Raw genomic sequence first — 16,037 nt, 5'->3', positions numbered from 1 at the left:
AATGAAAGTCTGTTTACTAGCATTAGTATTTTCAACTTTTTTTAGTATTTCTCTTTCCGCCCAGGAATATCCTTCGTATGACTCGCTCAAGCGGGCAGTGACCTCTTTGGAAAAAGATCTATATCAGGTAAAGCTTAATCTCCACAATTCTCAAAAGCAACTTCAAAACGGGATTTTAGTAGCCACCTTGGGTTATACGGTAACTATTATCGGAGGCCAGCTGTTGGGCACCAATCCCGAATTGGGAGAAACACTACTTTATGTAGGAGGGGCAACAGGAATAGCCGGTACTGTAATTTTATTTAAAGGTTTCAAAAAAATAAGCCTTGGTCCACCACCTCCCAAGAGGTATTAATTTTCCTTTTTGGAATACGTGTCTTGGTCTGGCCCGGTGGGACGAACCATCACCACTTTTTCTCTGTCTACCATAACCGAACCGGGAGCACTTCCTTTCACCTTTCTCACGTATTTGGCTTCAGTGAAGATGACTGGTGCAAGGGAATCAGTTTTGAGTTTGGAGTAAAATGCGGCCAAACTTGCTGCCCGCTCCAAAACCTGTTGTGGCACCACAGGCATCCCCTTGGTACGGATCACTACATGAGAACCTGGTACTTGTCGAGCATGAAGCCAGATATCGTCTTTGTGAATAAATCCCCTAAGCATCTCATCGTTGTCCTTGGCGGATTTGCCCACCCAAATGGTAAAGCCTTCAAATTCAAAAACCTTAAATGGCAAACTGGTTTCTTCTTTTTGGGAAGGTCGGTCCTCCTTGTGAAGTTTCAGGAAGGCTTTGAGTCCTCGGAAGTCATGGATGGATTCCACTGAGGCGATTTTTTCCTCCAGTTCTTGAGCAATCCTTTTTTTAGCAGAAATAGTCTTTTCGATCTGGTCCAGTTCGATCTGTCGGTTTTTTGATTTCCTGTAGAGGGAGGCTGCAAGATCCTGAGGCTTTTGGTCGGGTTTCAACTTGACCAAAACCGTTTCTCCTGAATAAAAATTTTGGAGTTTGGCCTCTTGGGTTCCCATTGAAAAAACATGCAGATGGGCCATGATTACATCAGCCAATTGGGATGGAGGAGGGGAAGATCTCAGTTCCTCGAGTTTTTCGGAGGATTTTTTAAGGTAGGAAATCGTTTTTTTGAGTTGCTCTTGGTAGGATTTGAGCAGTTGATTTTTTTCTTTCTCAAAATTTCCGATCACCAAAGCTCTGTAAAATAGCTCGTTGCAGGCTTCTATAGGGTCTGAATAGCTGGCAAAGGCATGAGCTTCAGGCAAAAGGCTCAGCGTGACTTCTCCCTCCTTTTCGACTAGTGAAAAAAGCGGGGCATCCAGCAGATCGAGTAAATCCTGCATCAAGTTCCATTTGGTGCTCAGATCCTCTTCTGGATATCCGCGCTCTTTCAGCCAGTTTCTTGGGATTGCTCCCAAGGTGGGCAAAAACTGTGAAGCATTGCCTTCCAAAGACTCAAACCGTTCCCTGGTAAGCTCGAGCGGCTTTTCGAGAGTTTTCCAATCCAGCGTTTTATCTTCTTTGATTTCGTTTCTGAAGAGATTTTTTGGGTAAGGTTCCTCTGGGCAAACCAGTAAAATATTACTTCTATTGCCATGTAGTTTGAAAATCAGCTTTTTACCGGAGGCAAGATCAAATCTTAACGCCCGCTCAAAAGAGAAAACATGACAGGATTGAATCCGATCTCCATGGATTTCTTCGAATAGGTTTATGCTGTTCTTTTTCGCACGATGAAATTGAACCGGAAAGCTCAAATACACTTGAGGAGGGAGCAAATGTGCCCGGATAAATCGTGTTCCTTTTTTTCCATTAGTCTCAATAATCAACTCGTCTTTGCTCTGAGAAAAACAGGTCACAATGGAGTTGTCCTTGAACTCTTCGGAAAGTGCAGGTGCGAGATATTTAAGGAAATGATAATTGAGGTGCATTAAGCCAAAGTTAGCTCCAATCCGTCATACGCGAGGAAAATTCCCTCGGGGAGTTCCTTTTCTACGTCTTGGTGTTTTCCTAGGCGATGGGAAATGTGTGTAAAATAAGTTCTTTTTGCACCGATTTTAATTGCCTGATCGATAGCCTGGTCCAAGGTGAAATGGGAAATATGAGATTCTTTTTGAAGGGCATTGATGACCAATATTTCGGTTCCTTCCAGCAATGCATAAGATTCCTCGGGTATGAAGTTAGCATCGGTGATGTAGCTGAAGTCTCCGATTCTGAATCCCAAAACGGGGAGTTTGTAATGAAGTACAGGAATAGGAGTGATGCCTATACCGTTGACATGAAAAGGGTGTTCATCGATTTCAATGCAATTTACCTGAGGTACTCCGGGGTATTTTTTATCGCTGAAAATGTAGGAGTATTCCCTTTGGAGTTGATCAAGCACTCTTTTTCTTCCAAAAACAGGCATATCCCTTTGCTGGGAAAAGTTGTATGGGCGGATATCGTCCAGTCCTGCGGTATGGTCTTTGTGCTCATGGGTAAAGAGTACCGCATCCAGTTTTTTGATTCCCGCTCTTAGCATTTGCATTCTAAAATCAGGGCCGGTATCTACTACCAAGGAGGTTTGCTCTACCTCGATATGAGCAGAAGTGCGAAACCTTTTATCCCTAAAATCCAAGGATTGACAAACCATGCATGAGCAACCTATGACGGGTACGCCTTGTGAAGTGCCTGTTCCTAGAAAAGTTACTTTCAAAACTTGAGGGTAGTTTGTCGTAGTTCGGTGAGAAAATCCTGATTGGATTTGTCTTTAAAATCTTTCGGATCAAAGTTTAGCTCTCCTAGGATGTCAATCAGGGCATTGATTTTTCCCTCTAAAGGAAAGTATTTGTTGACAATGACGATTTTAGTGTCCTTGAGTACACAGTATCCTGATTTAAAATTCCCTTTTTCATAGCGAAGTATATAGCTAGATGCCGAAAAAAGGTTTTCCAGTTTATCCAGAAAGTGTTTGGTGTACTTGACTGTCATCGCTTAGCTGAGGAATTTTTTGACGGTGGCTAAGACCACATCGTAGTCGAGGGGTTTTTGGATAAAATCATCAAATCCAAATCTACGAAAGTCCTCCGGAGTGTAATTAGCGGCATTGCCGGTAATCGCTATGATCGGAAGCTTGCTTTTTTTGGGGTCAGGCAGGTTTCTGATTTCTTTGGTACATTGCACCCCATCCATAATGGGCATGGTGATGTCCATCAAAATCAGGTCAAAGTCTTCATTGCCCAACATTTCAAGGACCTGCTTACCGTTTTTGGCAGCTTTCATCTGGTAATTTTCGAAAGCAAGCACATTCTTGGTCAAGTTGATGATGATGGAACTATCTTCGCCCACCAAGATTTTTTTCTCTTTACTCATAGTTCAAAAATAGTTTCTTGATTGAAAAATTCTCTGAATTCAATTATATCATTTTTTAGTTTTATCAAACTGTCCTCAAACTCGATCCCTTTGTTTTGTCTTCCCAGCGATTCAGCGGTTTGGGCGGAATTATAGACATTTTCTGCACCCAAAGTACCCGAATTTCCTTTGAGTGTATGAATTTTTTCCAAAAGGGTTCCTTTTCGGTCCTTGGACTCATTCTTTTCGATTTCATTCAGTACTTCCTCGAATTCCAACATTAGGTCATGGTAGACCTTTTTGATTGCATCCTTGGAATTGTATTTGAGAAGCTGGTTCAGTGTATTCTTGTTTAATACCAAAGGCTCTCGGGCTGGACTCTCTGCCTCGATTACCTGCGAAAGATTTTTCTTAAAGAAACTCTGAACGGTAAGGATGAAATCTCTTGGACGGATGGGTTTGGTAATAAAATCATCGAAACCTTGGTCGATGAAATTTTGTCTGTCGCCTTCATCGGCGAAAGCCGTAACAGCAAGAATCGGACAGGAACCAAATTCGCTTTCCCGAATTTTTTTCATGGCCGTGATTCCGTCCATTTTTGGCATTTGGATGTCCATCAAAATCAGATCAAAGGGAGTGTGAGAGGCCATTTCTACTGCCTCCAATCCATTATGTGCTGATTGGAAATCATACAATTGCCCGATCAGATTTTCAAATAGCTTTCTGTTCAGGTCGTTGTCGTCCACTATCAAGACATTTTTGCTTTTCATCGCAATCCTTTTGATTTTTGGCTTCAGTATAACTGCTTCAGATTTGACCGATCCAAAATTTTTGATTCTTGTAGTTGGGCCGACAGCTGTAGGTAAGACCGATCTTTGCCTAAAGCTAGCCAAAAAATTCAACACGGAAATCATCTCCTGCGACAGCCGTCAATTTTATCGTGAATTGAGTCTTGGCACGGCGAAGCCAAGTCCTGAAGAACTGAAACAAATCAAACACCATCTGATCGACTCCCTATCGATTGAAGAGGATTATGATGTCAGAAAGTTTGAACAAGATTCTCTCAGAATTTTGGAGGAACTTTTCAAAACCAAAAAAGTGGTCATTATGACCGGTGGGAGCGGACTTTTTGCCGATGCGGTGGTCAAAGGCTTGGATGAGATTCCGGCTGTAGATCCTGATATTCGGGGGGAAATCATAGAGGAATACGAGTCCCGAGGTTTGGAGTGGCTTCAGGGAGAAGTAGAAAAGTCAGATCCGGAATTCTATGCCCAAGCCGACCGATTCAATCCACAGAGATTGATGCGTGCTTTGGAGGTGTTTCGGGGCACGGGTTTGAAATTCAGTAGCTTCAGGATTAAGAAAAAAATCGAACGCTCCTTTCAAACTGTTAAAATCGGATTGAATCGCGATCGGGAAGAATTGTATCAGAGAATTGACCTCAGGATGGACGAAATGATCGGTAGGGGATTGTTTGATGAAGCAGATGCACTTTTCGGCAAGAGGCACCTCAATGCTTTACAGACTGTCGGTTATTCTGAGATTTTCGGGTTTCTGGAGGGTAAATACGACCGTAAAGAAGCAATCAGACTACTCAAACGTAACTCAAGAAGGTACGCAAAAAGGCAGCTGACTTGGTTTAGAAGAGATTCGGAGATCCGATGGTTTCATCCTAATCAGGAGGAAGAAATCATCCGATGGATTGAAGATCAAATAGACTGAAATCCACTGATAGTAGCTACCCAATTGTAAGGGGCTTTTTTGATCAGATTGTTGTATTGAAGCCTGTTGATTTTGAGCTCACGGATTAGATCAAGACTTTCCTGGGAAATGGTTTCTTTATGATTTCCAGCCTTCCAATTTGCCATAATTTTATCCGGATCAGAGATTTCACCGTTTGTCAGCCCCAGTTCCGGATGAACTTGGCTAAGTTTGGTGAAGAGTTCCCGCTGTAGGGTAAGCTTTTTCATCAGGGTATTTCTTACCGTCAGGAAAAACAGGAGGCAAGCGCCTCCCATGGTTAAAAACAAGGGTATATATCCCATATCAGATGCTCAGTATATCTATAAGTTTGATGTGGTCGGCAATCAAAGGCTTCGGTTTGCCGATGCAGTCCGCAAAAGGCGTATAGACCACTTCCATTTTCATCACGCCTGCCATACAGTTGGTTTTTCCTTGTAGGAGTCCTTCCACTGCGGCCATTCCACATCGGCTGGCCAATACTCGGTCTCTTGCGGTGGGTTTTCCTCCACGCTGAATATGGCCAAGGGTGGTCACTTTAAACTCTTTACTTGGATCTTTGATTTGTTCTTTGACCAATTTCATGATCTCCTCGGCACTGCCAAGCGAATGACCTTCTGCCACCACAATGATGCTGGAGGACTTGGTCTTTCGAAGGTTCTTTAAAGATTTCACTACTTGATCTATCTTGGTCTCTGTCTCAGGCACCATTACGAATTCAGCACCCCCACCGATTCCTGATTCGACTGCTATAAAACCTGCATCTCTTCCCATCACTTCCACAAAGAATATGCGGTCATGTGCAGCAGCAGTATCTCTGATTTTATCGATTGCTTCCAATGCAGTATTCACGGCAGTATCAAACCCAATCGTGTAGTCCGTACCGTAGATATCATTGTCAATGGTGCCCGGGCAGCCGACAGTTGGAATGCCGTACTCCTCATAGAAAACCTTGGCACCGGTGAAAGTTCCGTCACCGCCAATTGCCACCAAACCTTCAATTCCCAAGGCTTTGAGGTTGTCGTAGGCTTTTTTCCTTCCTTCTGGGGTTCTGAATTCTGTTGATCTGGCGGATTTTAGAATAGTCCCCCCTCGCTGTACAATATTGGAAACTGAATGAGAATACATTCTTTTGATATCTCCTTCGATCATCCCCTCATATCCGTGGTATATACCATAAACCTCCAAGCCATGAAAGATGCCCGTGCGGACTACGGATCGGATACAGGCATTCATTCCCGGCGAATCTCCCCCTGAGGTGAAAACGGCAATTTTTTTCATTTTTTTACAATTGATTTACAATAGTCATGTCCCGAAAACTATCGGGATTCTGCAAGGAATTTATCTGAGGTTATCATCCTCTCCTGAGAAATAAGCTTTCTCAAGGTCGATTCCATCCTAATAGGTTTTAGCGCCCAAAAATAGACATTAAAGCAGGAATAAATGGGAATCCATGGAAAAATGCTTGAGGAATTTTAGCCTTAAAAAAGAGTCGGGATTTTCTAACTTGGAAAGTTTTCAAAACGAAATTAATCGATGAAATGGATCACAAAAGAAGGTTTGAATTTACCTGAAATTGGTTTGGGATGTATGTCTCTTCCGGAGGATTTCGGCGAAGCCAAGTCCATCCTTAATGAAGCGTTAGATAAGGGAATTACTTTATTTGATACAGCAGATCTCTACCAGCGAGGTCAAAATGAGGTGAATTTGGGAAAGGCTCTTAGAGGAAAACGTCAGGAGGTTTTGATTGCCTCCAAAGTAGGCAATCAATGGAATAAGGAAGGAACCTCTTGGTCTTGGAATCCAACCAAGAAGTACATTCTCAAAGCGGTGGAGGAATCTTTAAAGCGCCTTCAAACCGACTATCTCGATCTCTATCAACTCCATGGAGGCACCCTTGATGACCCTTGGGAAGAGACTTTGGAAGCTTTTCATATGCTTGGGATTCAGGGGAAAATCCGAGCCTTTGGCATTTCTTCCATTCGTCCAAATGTCATCAGAAAAGTGATGTCAATGAGTCCTCCGAAGACTGTTATGATGCAATACAGTCCTTTGGATCGTAGACCAGAAGAGGAAGTTTTTCCTTTTCTGGAAAAGACAGAGACCAAAGTATTGGTACGTGGTGCATTTGCCAAAGGAATATTGATTGATAAGCCTGAAGCAGGTTTTTTGGATAAATCCAAAGAGCAAGTTCGTGTAATCCGGGATGTCATTATCAAGTCAGGGTATATGCCTGAAGCGGTTTTAATTCGGTTTGGATTGCTTCAAAAAGCAGTGGGTAGCCTGATCATAGGAGCGAGTTCTATCCAACAGGTGAGAAAATTGCTGGAAGGGTACAATCAAAGTGAAGTGGTTCCGGAAGAATTTGTCGACCGATTGAAAGCGGATTTTCCCGCTAATCGATATCAAGATCATCGCTAAGGATTCTTATTGGATGAACTTTTAAAAAAATGGTACTTTCGGACTTTACACCCAAGACCCAATCGTATGCTTAAGAGAATTCTACCTGTACTTTCACTAGTCCTTTTTTTCTCCTGCCAAAGTCCGGTCCCACAAGATGAACTCAGCCGTTGGCAAGCTCAGGCTGAACGGATCGAGATTATAAGGGATGATTTTGGCGTTCCTCATATCTATGGAAAAAGCGATGCCGATGCGGTTTTTGGTTTGCTGTATGCCCAGTGTGAAGATGATTTCAGAAGAGTAGAACGCAATTACGTTTGGGCAATCGGAAGATTGGCTGAGATGGAAGGGGAAAAAGAATTGTATTCTGACCTTCGGGCTAATCTCTATATGACTGAGGAGGAAGCAAAAGCTGCCTATGAAAAAGCCCCAGATTGGTTGAAAGAACTCTGTGTGGCATTCGCGGATGGAGTCAATTACTATTTACATACGCATCCTGAAGTCAGACCTCAGGTGATCACAAGGTATGAACCCTGGATGCCGATGTTTTTCTTCGAAGGTTCGATTGGAGGCGATATCGAGCGAATTTCCACTACAGCTTTGAAGGCATTTTATGAGAAGGATTCTGCCTTGGCTGTCCTTGATTCCAAAGCCATCGAGCAGCAACTCCTAGAGGAACCTCAAGGCTCCAATGGGATTGCCATAGCCCCAAGTTTATCTGAGTCTGGCAATGCCATGCTTTTGATCAATCCACATACTTCTTTCTACTTCAGGCCGGAAGTCCATGTGGTAAGCGAGGAAGGACTAAATGCCTACGGGGCGGTGACCTGGGGACAATTTTTTGTTTACCAGGGATTTAATGAGAAAACGGGTTGGATTCATACGTCCACTTTTGTGGATTTTATTGATGAATTTGTGGAGGAAGTGACAGAGGAGGATGGAAATTATGTCTATCGTTTCGGAGATGAAAAACGTCCGATTGAAACTCGCGAAGTCACCCTGAAATACAAAGAAGGCGATCAGGTGAAAGAGAAAGCCTTTACTATCTATAGAACTCATCACGGACCGATTACTCACAAGGAAAATGGCAAATGGGTGGCAACCCGAATCAATTGGGATCCGGTCAATGCACTGGTTCAAAGCTATACCCGAACCAAGCTCAAAAACTTTGCGGAGTTTAAAGAGATGATGAATATCCGTACCAACAGCTCCAATAATACCGTCTTTGCCGATGCCGAAGGGAATATTGGATACTTCCATGGGAACTTTATCCCAAAACGAAATCCGGAGTTTGACTTTTCCAAACCGGTAGATGGAACTGATCCAGCTACCGATTGGCAAGGGCTTCACACCGTGGATGAAAGTATCGTGATGCTCAATCCAGGCACAGGCTGGATTCAAAACTGTAACTCCACGCCTTTCACGGCAGCGGGAGAGTTTAGTCCAAAAAAAGAGAATTATCCTACGTATATGGCTCCCGATGCGGAAAATTTCCGAGGACTACATGCAGTGAAAGTCTTACAAGGACTTCAGGGCAAACTCAATCTGGACAGTTTCTTGAATTTGGCCTATGATCCTTACCTGCCGGCGTTTGAATTTTTGATTCCGGAGCTGATCAAAGCGGTTGGAAATGGGACAAATGCAGAGGAGAAGCTAGCCATCGATCTATTGAAAGCCTGGGATTATCGCACTTCCAAAGAATCCGTGGCGATGTCGGTTGCGCATTTTTATGGCGAGAATTACCAACGTTCTTTCCGCAGTCTCAACCGTTTCGCCCAACCTAATCCTAACGCTAAAATTCCAACTGCAGGAGAAATCAAGGAAGTTTTTGCTCAGACTTTGGAGCAGATGAAGGCCGACTTTGGCACCTGGAACACCCCATGGGGAGAGATCAACCGATTTCAAAGATTGAGTGGAGATATCAATGCCGGTTTTGATGACAGCAAACCTTACATTCCCGTGGGATTGGCTTCCGGGAATTGGGGAGCTTTGGCAGCTTATGGGGCAAGATCAACGGAGAACGCCAAAAGGCTGTATGGGTATCGTGGAAACAGTTTTGTGGCTGTGGTAGAGTTTGGGGAAAAAGTAAAAGCCAAAACTATCCTGGCCGGAGGACAAAGTGCCGACCCTAATTCTCCCCATTTCTTTGATCAGGCTCAACGCTATGCAGATGTCGATTTCAAAGATGTGGCATATTATAGGGAAGACGTGGAGCGAAGACAAGAAAAGCGCTACAGGCCAGGCAAAGAGTAGGAAATTGAAAATTTGGAATGTTGGATTTAAGGTCGGTATAGACTAATTAAATATTTTTTAGTGTATCTATGAATCCTTTATAGGGAATTACCCGTTTGTTAAGCCAATTAAGAATTTTAAGGTTCTTGGTTAAATTTTGGTTTAATAAAGAACAAAATCCCCACCAATCGGCGGGGATTTTGGTTTTGGTGTGTTTATGCCAAGGTATCCAAATATCATAGAGTATTGGCATGCTTTGAGGATTTAGGTCCTCAGGATTAGGATCACTTTAGATGCTTTGTCAAAAAGCCAAGAGAGATGGTTTAGAATGGTAGATCTGAGGCCTCTGCTTCCATTTGTGCTTTTTCGGCTTTGGTGCCACCTCCAAGGAGCAATACTTCATTGACTACTACCTCTGTGATGTACTTTTTATCTCCGTTTTTATCCGTATAAGAGCGATTGGAGAGCTTTCCTTCGACCGCGATTTCCGAACCCTTGTCAGTGTACTTATCAAGGATTTCCGCATTTTTTCCCCAGATGACCAGATTGGTCCAGGTGGTCTCAGTGATCTTTTCGCCTTTGGCATTGCGATAGACCTCGTTGGTAGCAATGTTAACCCTGCCAACTACTTTGCCGGATTCAAGGGTTTTCATTTCGATTTTGTCGCCTAGGCGACCGATGAGCTGAACTTTGTTTCTTAGCGCGTTCATGGTTTTAAAAGTTTGATTGTGAAAGATTTGGTTTAACAATTTCCGCTAGAGGAGAACTGATGGTCCAAAGTTGGGAAGAGGTAAAAAAAAGACTCGGTAAAGAAACGCTTGTATCCGATTGTAGTCGGTTGTGATCGGATAATGGTTCTAATTTTAGAAAAAACGGCTTTTTATTCTAAGGGTATAGAATTAAGGGAACTTTTGTTTTTCTATTTTCTTCAGTCTTCCTCAATCGTTTCCGCAATTTCTAACCCGTTCAGGAAGGTCAGGTGGGCAAGTTTTCTTACTTTAAAGAATGAACCCAAAAGACCTTTCCCGAAGGAAATTTTTGCAGCAGTCCACTTTAATAGGATTTGGTGCAGCCCTGCTACCTGATCTCGCTTGGGATGAAACTCCTGCTATGGGCCTCCGGTTTGGCCTAGTCACCTACGAGTGGGCCAAGGATTGGGACCTGCCTACCCTGATCGCCAACTGTGAGAAGACTGGGGTACTTGGCGTGGAGCTCCGAACCCAGCATACTCACGCCGTGGAAGTTGGGCTCAGCAAGGCACAAAGACTGGAAGTAAAAAAGCGATTTGCCGACAGCCCCGTTACTTGCCTCGGTTATGGCAGCAACTATGAATACCACAGTCCAGACCCTGCCAAGCTGAAGGAAAATATCGAAGGGACCAAAGCCTACATCCAGCTCTGCCATGACATCGGGGCTACCGGCATCAAGGTCAAGCCCAATGCCATGCCCAAGGAAGTTGCTCCCGAAAAGACCATTGCACAAATTGCCCGATCTTTTAATGAGGTTGGGAAATTTGCCCAGGATTTTGGACAGCTGATCCGCGTGGAAGTGCATGGCACCACCACACAGGAACTACCCGTGATGAAGCAGATCTTTGATCAAGTCTCCGAACCCAATGTTAAAATCTGCTGGAACAGCAATCCAGAAGACCTCAATCCACCTGGATTGGAACACAATTTCGACTTGGTGAAAAAATGGTTTGGGGATACGGTTCACGTGCGGGAATTCAACATCGGAGATTATCCTTACTCTGAGTTGTTTCGCCTTTTTGCCAAAATGAACTACCAAGGCTGGATCTTGATGGAAGCGCGAAGTCAGCCTGCGGATAGGGTGGTTGCATTGCGGGAGCAGTTGGGCTTGTTTAAGGAGTTGGTGAAGCAGAGTGGTCAGTAAGTAGTCTTCAGTGATCAGTAAGTAGTAAACAGTAATTAGTAAACAGCAAGTAGGGAATAATCGCTTTACCATTGACTCTGAACCATTAACATAAATAAACATCGAATATCGAACGTCCAATTTCGAATATCGAACTCTTCGGCCAGGCTTCGACTCCGATCAGCCTGACAAATCCGAAATCAAAATTCCGAAATCAATAAACCCATCATACCATGAACAACGATCAATCCAGAAGAGACTTTCTCAAAAAGTCCGCACTTACCACTGCTGGCCTCAGTCTCGGGGCAATGGCCTTTTCTCCAAAAAGTTACGCTCGTATCCTCGGTGCCAACGACCGTGTGAATGTGGGAATCGTCGGTTTCTCCGACCGATGCCGCGGGGCCTTGGTTCCTGCCATGCAGATCCATGCCAAGGAGATGAACTTTCAGTTTACGGCCGTGTCAGACATCTGGAGTCGAAGACGAGACGAAGCGCAGGCTTTTGTTAAGGAAAAAGCAGGGGTGGACATCGCGGCCTGTCGAAATAATGAGGAACTCTACGACCGAAAGGATGTAGATGTAGTCATCATCAGCACGGCGGACTTCCAGCATGCCCTTCACTGCAAGGAAGCCGTAGAAGCTGGGCGAGATGCTTATGTAGAGAAACCCTTTGCAGAAACCATGGCAGACAACCGAGCCGCCAAGGAAGCGGTGCTCCGCACAGGCAAAATCGTGCAGGTGGGTTCCCAGCGCCGAAGCGGCCTCAACTATCACCAGGCCCATGACTTTATCAAAGCCGGGAAATTCGGAGATATAGTAGCGGTGGAAATGACATGGAACGTGAATCAGCCAGGAAGATGGAGAAGGCAGGATCTGGTCAATCAAATCCGAAAAGAAGACACCGACTGGGATCGCTACCAGATGAACCGTCCCAAGACGGAATGGGATCCAAGGAAATATCTGGAATTCCGACTGTTTTGGCCGTATTCTTCCGGGATTCCGGGACAATGGATGGCACATCAGATCGATACCGTGCATTGGTTTACAGATTTGCCTCACCCAAGAAGTGTCGCCGCCAATGGAGGCATTTACCTTTGGAAAGATGGAAGGCAAAATTTCGATACTATGACGGCTGTCTTTGACTATGGGCCACTCAACGATCCGAGCAAAGGATTTCAGGTGATTTACTCCTCCCGATTTACCAATTCCGCAGGAGGTACCAAGGAGATTTATTATTCCAATGGAGGGGAGCTTAACCTGGATACCAATCGAATTTCTCCAAACGGAGGTCTCTCCGCCAATCAGGCAAGGTCAATGGGATTGAAAGAAAATCTGCTTCCCGATATGGCTTTGGGAGAAGCCGTCAAAGTGGAGACTGGAGCCAACACCGGTGCCGACGACATGACCTCCGCCCACATGCGCAATTGGATGGAATGCGTTCGATCTCGAAAAAAGCCCAATGCCGATGTGATGGCAGGTTACAACCACTCCATTGCCAATATCATGACCACAGCTGCACTTCGTACCGGGCAGTTTGTGACCTTTGATGAGGAAAAGCAGGAAGTATTAGCCGGAGGAAAAGTGTTTCAATACTAAGTCATGGTTTCTTTCCAAAAAATCAAATGGGGGATGGCGGCGGTGCTGCTGTCCCTTTTTTCAGAGATGAATGCGCAGACCTCTTCCACTGATCAAGTCCAGCTTATTCGAAAAGATGCCGAGCAAAAAGTGGAGGTCCTAGTAAATGGGGAACTGTTTACCGCCTATTACTATCCCAACGGTTTAGCTAAACCAGTGCTTTATCCCATCAAATCTGTGGCAGGACATGACCTTACCCGAGGCTTCCCCCTCGATCCGCGTCCGGGTGAGCGTATCGATCATCCTCACCATGTGGGTCATTGGTTCAACTATGGCGATGTGAATGGGCTCGACTTTTGGAACAATTCGGACGCGATACCTGCCGAGAAAAAAAGTGGTTATGGTGCCATTCGGCATAGGGGGGTGAAGTCGATGATCGAAAAAGGCAATCGGGCCGAACTTGAGGTGGAAACGGATTGGTTGGCTCCTAATGGTGAAATTTTGCTAAAAGAAACCACCCGGTTTGTATTTATCTCCGAAGGTAAAAAGCGAAGTATCGAACGTGTTTCTACACTTGCAGCGCAAAAACAAGCCGTTTCTCTGAAAGACAACAAGGAGGGAATGTTTGCCATCCGGGTAGCAAGAGAACTCGAGCATCCCTCCGACAAACCCGAACTCTTCACCGATGCCAATGGGATAGCTACTTCGGTTCCAACGCTGAATAATGAAGGTGTAACCGGGAAGTACCTCAGCAGTGCCGGAAAAGTAGGGGATGAGGTATGGGGAACTCGGGGTACTTGGGTGAATCTCTCCGGGGAAATCAAAGGGGAAAAAGTTGCGATCGCCATTCTCGACCATCCTTCGAATCCGGGCTATCCTACCTATTGGCATGCGAGAGGCTATGGTTTGTTTGCAGCAAATCCTTTAGGCCAAAAAGCCTTGAGTGGGGGAAAGGATGAGTTGAATTTTGGGCTGAAAGCTGGGGAGTCGGTGACGTTTCGGTATAAGATTTTGGTGTTTTCTGGAGAAAATCCAAGTGAAGCGAATCTGAATGAAGAAGCCCGAAGTTTTGGAAAATGACAAATGGTCAATGACCTATAATCAATATGGTAATGTGATCAAAAATAGTTGGTGACTTTGGTTGGAAGATGAAAGTACTATGAATTACTTCCTATCCTCCTGATCAAATCCCCCGCCTCCCCAATATGCTCCACTTTAAAGAATCGCTCATGTTCCACTTCGTGGTCGATCTGTTCGTGCGCCCAGGTGATATGGAAGGGAATATGGATACCATAGCCGCCGAGTTCGAGGACGGGTAGAATATCCGATTTCAGGCTGTTGCCCAGCATCAGAAACTCCGAAGGGTGAATGTCCAGATGGCGGATGAGTTTTTCGTAGTCCCTGACCCGCTTTTCGCTCATGATCTCGATGTGGTGGAAGTGCTTTTCCAGTCCGGACTTCTTCAGTTTTCGCTCCTGATCGACAAGGTCTCCCTTGGTGGCCATTACGATCCGGTAGTCTCCGTTCAAATCTTTTAATACCTCTTCAACTCCAGGAAGCAGTTCGACGGGTTTTTCCAGCATTTCCTGGCCAATTCGGATGATCTTGTCAATGATCGTAATGGGCATTTTGTGATCTGAAATGCGCAGCGCAGTCTCAATCATGGAGAGCATGAACCCTTTGATACCATAGCCATAGAGTCGGAGATTGTCGATCTCCGTTCGGTAAAGCTCCTTCATGATGGCATGCTGAGGCATAAAGTCCTCCAGCAGGCTGGCAAATTTTTCTTCTGCTTCGCGAAAAAAAGGCTCATTCACCCAAAGGGTATCATCTGCGTCGAAGGCGATTACTTTGATAGGCATGTAGTGTAGTTTATTGTTAATGGTTAAAAGTGATTAGGTTGGTGAATTCAGACCTAAAACTTCAAAACTGCTTACTGAGACTGGTTACTGCCTACTGAATAGTCTCCTTCATCCAAGCCAACAGCACCTCTCTCCAGCCTTCCACCGCTCCTTTGCCCAATCCAAATGCGAATCCATGCCCTCCAGTCGGATAGATATGCAAGGAAGCTTTCACGCCATGTTTGTGTAGGGCTTGGTAATACAAAAGGGAGTTTTCGATCGGAACTCCTTTGTCATCTTGGGCATGAACCAGAAAGGTTGGAGGAGTTTCAGCATTCACATTCAATTCTCCCGAAAAGCGATCCATCAGTTCCTGAGCTGCATTTTCTCCGATCAGGTTTTTTCTCGAACCTGAATGAACTGCCGCATCCCGAAAGGAAATCACCGGATAAACCAGAATTGAAAAATCCGGGCGTGCGGAGAGCGCATCGATTGCGTCTTTGGGACGGTTCACTTCATGATGGTATTGCGTGCTGAGCGTGGAGGCCAAGTGTCCGCCTGCTGAGAATCCCATTACGCCTACTCTTGAGGGGTTGATGTTCCAGGCTTCTGCATTTTGTCTGACCAATCGGATGGCTCGCTGTGCATCCATTAGGGGAACTTCCTTCGGGTCGGTCAGGGATTTGGAAATGGGCAAACGGTATTTGACCACGATGCCTGCAATGCCTTGTGCATTTAGCCACTTGGCAAAGTCGGTTCCCTCCCAGTCGTATGCTAATATTCCATAGCCACCTCCGGGGAAAATCACCACTGCTTCCCCGGTTGCAATCTGCTTGGTAGGCAAATACACTTCGATTGTGGGGTTTTGGACATTGGCAATTCTCAGGATGCCTTGCTGAGTCGCCTCTTCTTTTAGATCAGAAGGATTCTGTAGGGGAGGAGTGCCTTCCCAAAGCGGAATGACGTGATTTTGTGCAAAAACCATAGTGGTAAAAAGGCCAATTAGAAGGGTTAGAATCGGTTTTTTCATGCTTTTTTCTA

General features: G+C 44.9%; 17 protein-coding genes. 7 read left to right on the top strand and 10 right to left on the bottom strand.

Annotated elements, in window-relative coordinates; genetic code table 11:
- Position 1: 1 nt before the first annotated feature.
- Positions 2 to 355, top strand: coding sequence for a hypothetical protein (locus DDT91_RS17100; RefSeq protein ID WP_187177413.1), 354 nt, complete (start codon positions 2 to 4; stop codon positions 353 to 355).
- Here DDT91_RS17100 and DDT91_RS17095 read toward each other — a convergent pair.
- From DDT91_RS17095 to DDT91_RS17075, 5 genes are read right to left on the bottom strand one after another with little or no spacing between them, the layout of a single operon-like run.
- Positions 352 to 1,938: an NFACT RNA binding domain-containing protein gene (locus tag DDT91_RS17095; RefSeq protein WP_187177412.1), complete on the bottom strand. Its 1,587-nt coding sequence runs from the start codon at positions 1,936 to 1,938 to the stop codon at positions 352 to 354. The genes DDT91_RS17100 and DDT91_RS17095 overlap by 4 nt on opposite strands.
- A complete protein-coding gene (locus DDT91_RS17090; RefSeq protein WP_187177411.1) occupies positions 1,938 to 2,702 on the bottom strand; it encodes an MBL fold metallo-hydrolase in 765 nt (254 codons plus the stop codon). Before DDT91_RS17090 ends, DDT91_RS17095 begins: the two co-directional genes overlap by 1 nt.
- The gene (locus tag DDT91_RS17085; protein WP_187177410.1) at positions 2,699 to 2,977 is read right to left on the bottom strand and encodes a hypothetical protein; all 279 of its coding nucleotides are present in this window, start codon (positions 2,975 to 2,977) and stop codon (positions 2,699 to 2,701) included. Before DDT91_RS17085 ends, DDT91_RS17090 begins: the two co-directional genes overlap by 4 nt.
- 3 nt (positions 2,978 to 2,980) lie before the next feature.
- Complete coding sequence (locus DDT91_RS17080; RefSeq protein ID WP_187177409.1) at positions 2,981 to 3,358, bottom strand: response regulator; 378 nt, start codon at positions 3,356 to 3,358, stop codon at positions 2,981 to 2,983.
- Positions 3,355 to 4,107, bottom strand: coding sequence for a response regulator (locus tag DDT91_RS17075; RefSeq protein ID WP_187177408.1), 753 nt, complete (start codon positions 4,105 to 4,107; stop codon positions 3,355 to 3,357). Before DDT91_RS17075 ends, DDT91_RS17080 begins: the two co-directional genes overlap by 4 nt.
- 43 nt (positions 4,108 to 4,150) lie before the next feature.
- On the opposite strand from DDT91_RS17075, the gene miaA reads away from it, so the two are divergent.
- Positions 4,151 to 5,059 carry a tRNA (adenosine(37)-N6)-dimethylallyltransferase MiaA gene (gene miaA, locus DDT91_RS17070; RefSeq protein ID WP_187177407.1) on the top strand — a complete coding sequence of 303 codons (909 nt, stop codon included), beginning with the start codon at positions 4,151 to 4,153 and terminating at the stop codon, positions 5,057 to 5,059.
- Here the strand turns inward: miaA and DDT91_RS17065 are convergent.
- Both DDT91_RS17065 and pfkA read right to left on the bottom strand, forming a co-directional pair.
- Positions 5,047 to 5,382, bottom strand: coding sequence for a hypothetical protein (locus tag DDT91_RS17065; RefSeq protein WP_187177406.1), 336 nt, complete (start codon positions 5,380 to 5,382; stop codon positions 5,047 to 5,049). The two genes, miaA and DDT91_RS17065, sit on opposite strands and share 13 nt — an antisense overlap.
- Position 5,383: 1 nt before the next feature.
- Complete coding sequence (gene pfkA, locus DDT91_RS17060) at positions 5,384 to 6,358, bottom strand: 6-phosphofructokinase (RefSeq protein ID WP_187177405.1); 975 nt, start codon at positions 6,356 to 6,358, stop codon at positions 5,384 to 5,386.
- A 255-nt stretch (positions 6,359 to 6,613) separates the two neighbouring features.
- Here pfkA and DDT91_RS17055 point away from each other — a divergent pair, with 255 nt between their 5' ends.
- On the top strand, positions 6,614 to 7,498 hold the full coding sequence (locus DDT91_RS17055; protein ID WP_187177404.1) for an aldo/keto reductase: 885 nt from the start codon (positions 6,614 to 6,616) through the stop codon (positions 7,496 to 7,498).
- Positions 7,499 to 7,564: 66 nt separating this feature from the next.
- Positions 7,565 to 9,730, top strand: a complete 2,166-nt coding sequence (locus DDT91_RS17050; RefSeq protein WP_187177403.1) for an acylase — start codon at positions 7,565 to 7,567, stop codon at positions 9,728 to 9,730.
- A 302-nt stretch (positions 9,731 to 10,032) separates the two neighbouring features.
- On the opposite strand, the gene DDT91_RS17045 is transcribed toward DDT91_RS17050, so the two are convergent.
- Positions 10,033 to 10,419 (bottom strand): single-stranded DNA-binding protein, encoded by a 387-nt coding sequence (locus DDT91_RS17045; protein WP_187177402.1) that lies wholly within the window; start codon positions 10,417 to 10,419, stop codon positions 10,033 to 10,035.
- Between the two features lie 295 nt (positions 10,420 to 10,714).
- Between DDT91_RS17045 and DDT91_RS17040 the strand changes: the two genes are divergently transcribed.
- From DDT91_RS17040 to DDT91_RS17030, 3 genes are all read left to right on the top strand, one after another.
- Complete coding sequence (locus DDT91_RS17040; protein ID WP_187177401.1) at positions 10,715 to 11,602, top strand: sugar phosphate isomerase/epimerase; 888 nt, start codon at positions 10,715 to 10,717, stop codon at positions 11,600 to 11,602.
- A 212-nt stretch (positions 11,603 to 11,814) separates the two neighbouring features.
- Positions 11,815 to 13,176 carry a Gfo/Idh/MocA family oxidoreductase gene (locus DDT91_RS17035; RefSeq protein ID WP_187177400.1) on the top strand — a complete coding sequence of 454 codons (1,362 nt, stop codon included), beginning with the start codon at positions 11,815 to 11,817 and terminating at the stop codon, positions 13,174 to 13,176.
- A gap of 3 nt (positions 13,177 to 13,179) precedes the next feature.
- Positions 13,180 to 14,235, top strand: coding sequence for a PmoA family protein (locus tag DDT91_RS17030; protein WP_255502168.1), 1,056 nt, complete (start codon positions 13,180 to 13,182; stop codon positions 14,233 to 14,235).
- Positions 14,236 to 14,312: 77 nt separating this feature from the next.
- Here the strand turns inward: DDT91_RS17030 and DDT91_RS17025 are convergent, their stop codons facing one another.
- Together DDT91_RS17025 and DDT91_RS17020 are read right to left on the bottom strand one after the other, a co-directional pair.
- Complete coding sequence (locus DDT91_RS17025; protein ID WP_187177399.1) at positions 14,313 to 15,017, bottom strand: HAD family hydrolase; 705 nt, start codon at positions 15,015 to 15,017, stop codon at positions 14,313 to 14,315.
- 91 nt (positions 15,018 to 15,108) lie between these two features.
- Entirely contained in the window at positions 15,109 to 16,026 is a 918-nt protein-coding gene (locus tag DDT91_RS17020; protein WP_187177398.1) for an alpha/beta hydrolase, read from the bottom strand.
- Positions 16,027 to 16,037: the final 11 nt, after the last annotated feature.

It is taken from the genome of Algoriphagus sp. AK58, assembly GCF_014324365.1.
Classification (GTDB): domain Bacteria; phylum Bacteroidota; class Bacteroidia; order Cytophagales; family Cyclobacteriaceae; genus Algoriphagus.
Note: the sequence above shows the minus strand (reverse complement) of the source record. Positions and strands in the feature narration are given on the sequence as shown.

Bases quoted from the DNA above. Each gene is read 5' to 3' on its own strand.
- DDT91_RS17035 (WP_187177400.1), top strand. From the start codon at position 11,815: ATGAACAACGATCAATCCAGAAGAGACTTTCTCAAAAAGTCCGCACTT.
- DDT91_RS17055 (WP_187177404.1), top strand. From the start codon at position 6,614: ATGAAATGGATCACAAAAGAAGGTTTGAATTTACCTGAAATTGGTTTG.
- DDT91_RS17095 (WP_187177412.1), bottom strand. From the start codon at position 1,938: ATGCACCTCAATTATCATTTCCTTAAATATCTCGCACCTGCACTTTCC.
- DDT91_RS17065 (WP_187177406.1), bottom strand. From the start codon at position 5,382: ATGGGATATATACCCTTGTTTTTAACCATGGGAGGCGCTTGCCTCCTG.
- DDT91_RS17020 (WP_187177398.1), bottom strand. From the start codon at position 16,026: ATGAAAAAACCGATTCTAACCCTTCTAATTGGCCTTTTTACCACTATG.
- DDT91_RS17075 (WP_187177408.1), bottom strand. From the start codon at position 4,107: ATGAAAAGCAAAAATGTCTTGATAGTGGACGACAACGACCTGAACAGA.
- DDT91_RS17030 (WP_255502168.1), top strand. From the start codon at position 13,180: ATGGTTTCTTTCCAAAAAATCAAATGGGGGATGGCGGCGGTGCTGCTG.
- DDT91_RS17050 (WP_187177403.1), top strand. From the start codon at position 7,565: ATGCTTAAGAGAATTCTACCTGTACTTTCACTAGTCCTTTTTTTCTCC.
- DDT91_RS17025 (WP_187177399.1), bottom strand. From the start codon at position 15,017: ATGCCTATCAAAGTAATCGCCTTCGACGCAGATGATACCCTTTGGGTG.
- DDT91_RS17085 (WP_187177410.1), bottom strand. From the start codon at position 2,977: ATGACAGTCAAGTACACCAAACACTTTCTGGATAAACTGGAAAACCTT.
- DDT91_RS17100 (WP_187177413.1), top strand. From the start codon at position 2: ATGAAAGTCTGTTTACTAGCATTAGTATTTTCAACTTTTTTTAGTATT.
- pfkA (WP_187177405.1), bottom strand. From the start codon at position 6,358: ATGAAAAAAATTGCCGTTTTCACCTCAGGGGGAGATTCGCCGGGAATG.
- DDT91_RS17045 (WP_187177402.1), bottom strand. From the start codon at position 10,419: ATGAACGCGCTAAGAAACAAAGTTCAGCTCATCGGTCGCCTAGGCGAC.
- DDT91_RS17040 (WP_187177401.1), top strand. From the start codon at position 10,715: ATGAACCCAAAAGACCTTTCCCGAAGGAAATTTTTGCAGCAGTCCACT.
- DDT91_RS17080 (WP_187177409.1), bottom strand. From the start codon at position 3,358: ATGAGTAAAGAGAAAAAAATCTTGGTGGGCGAAGATAGTTCCATCATC.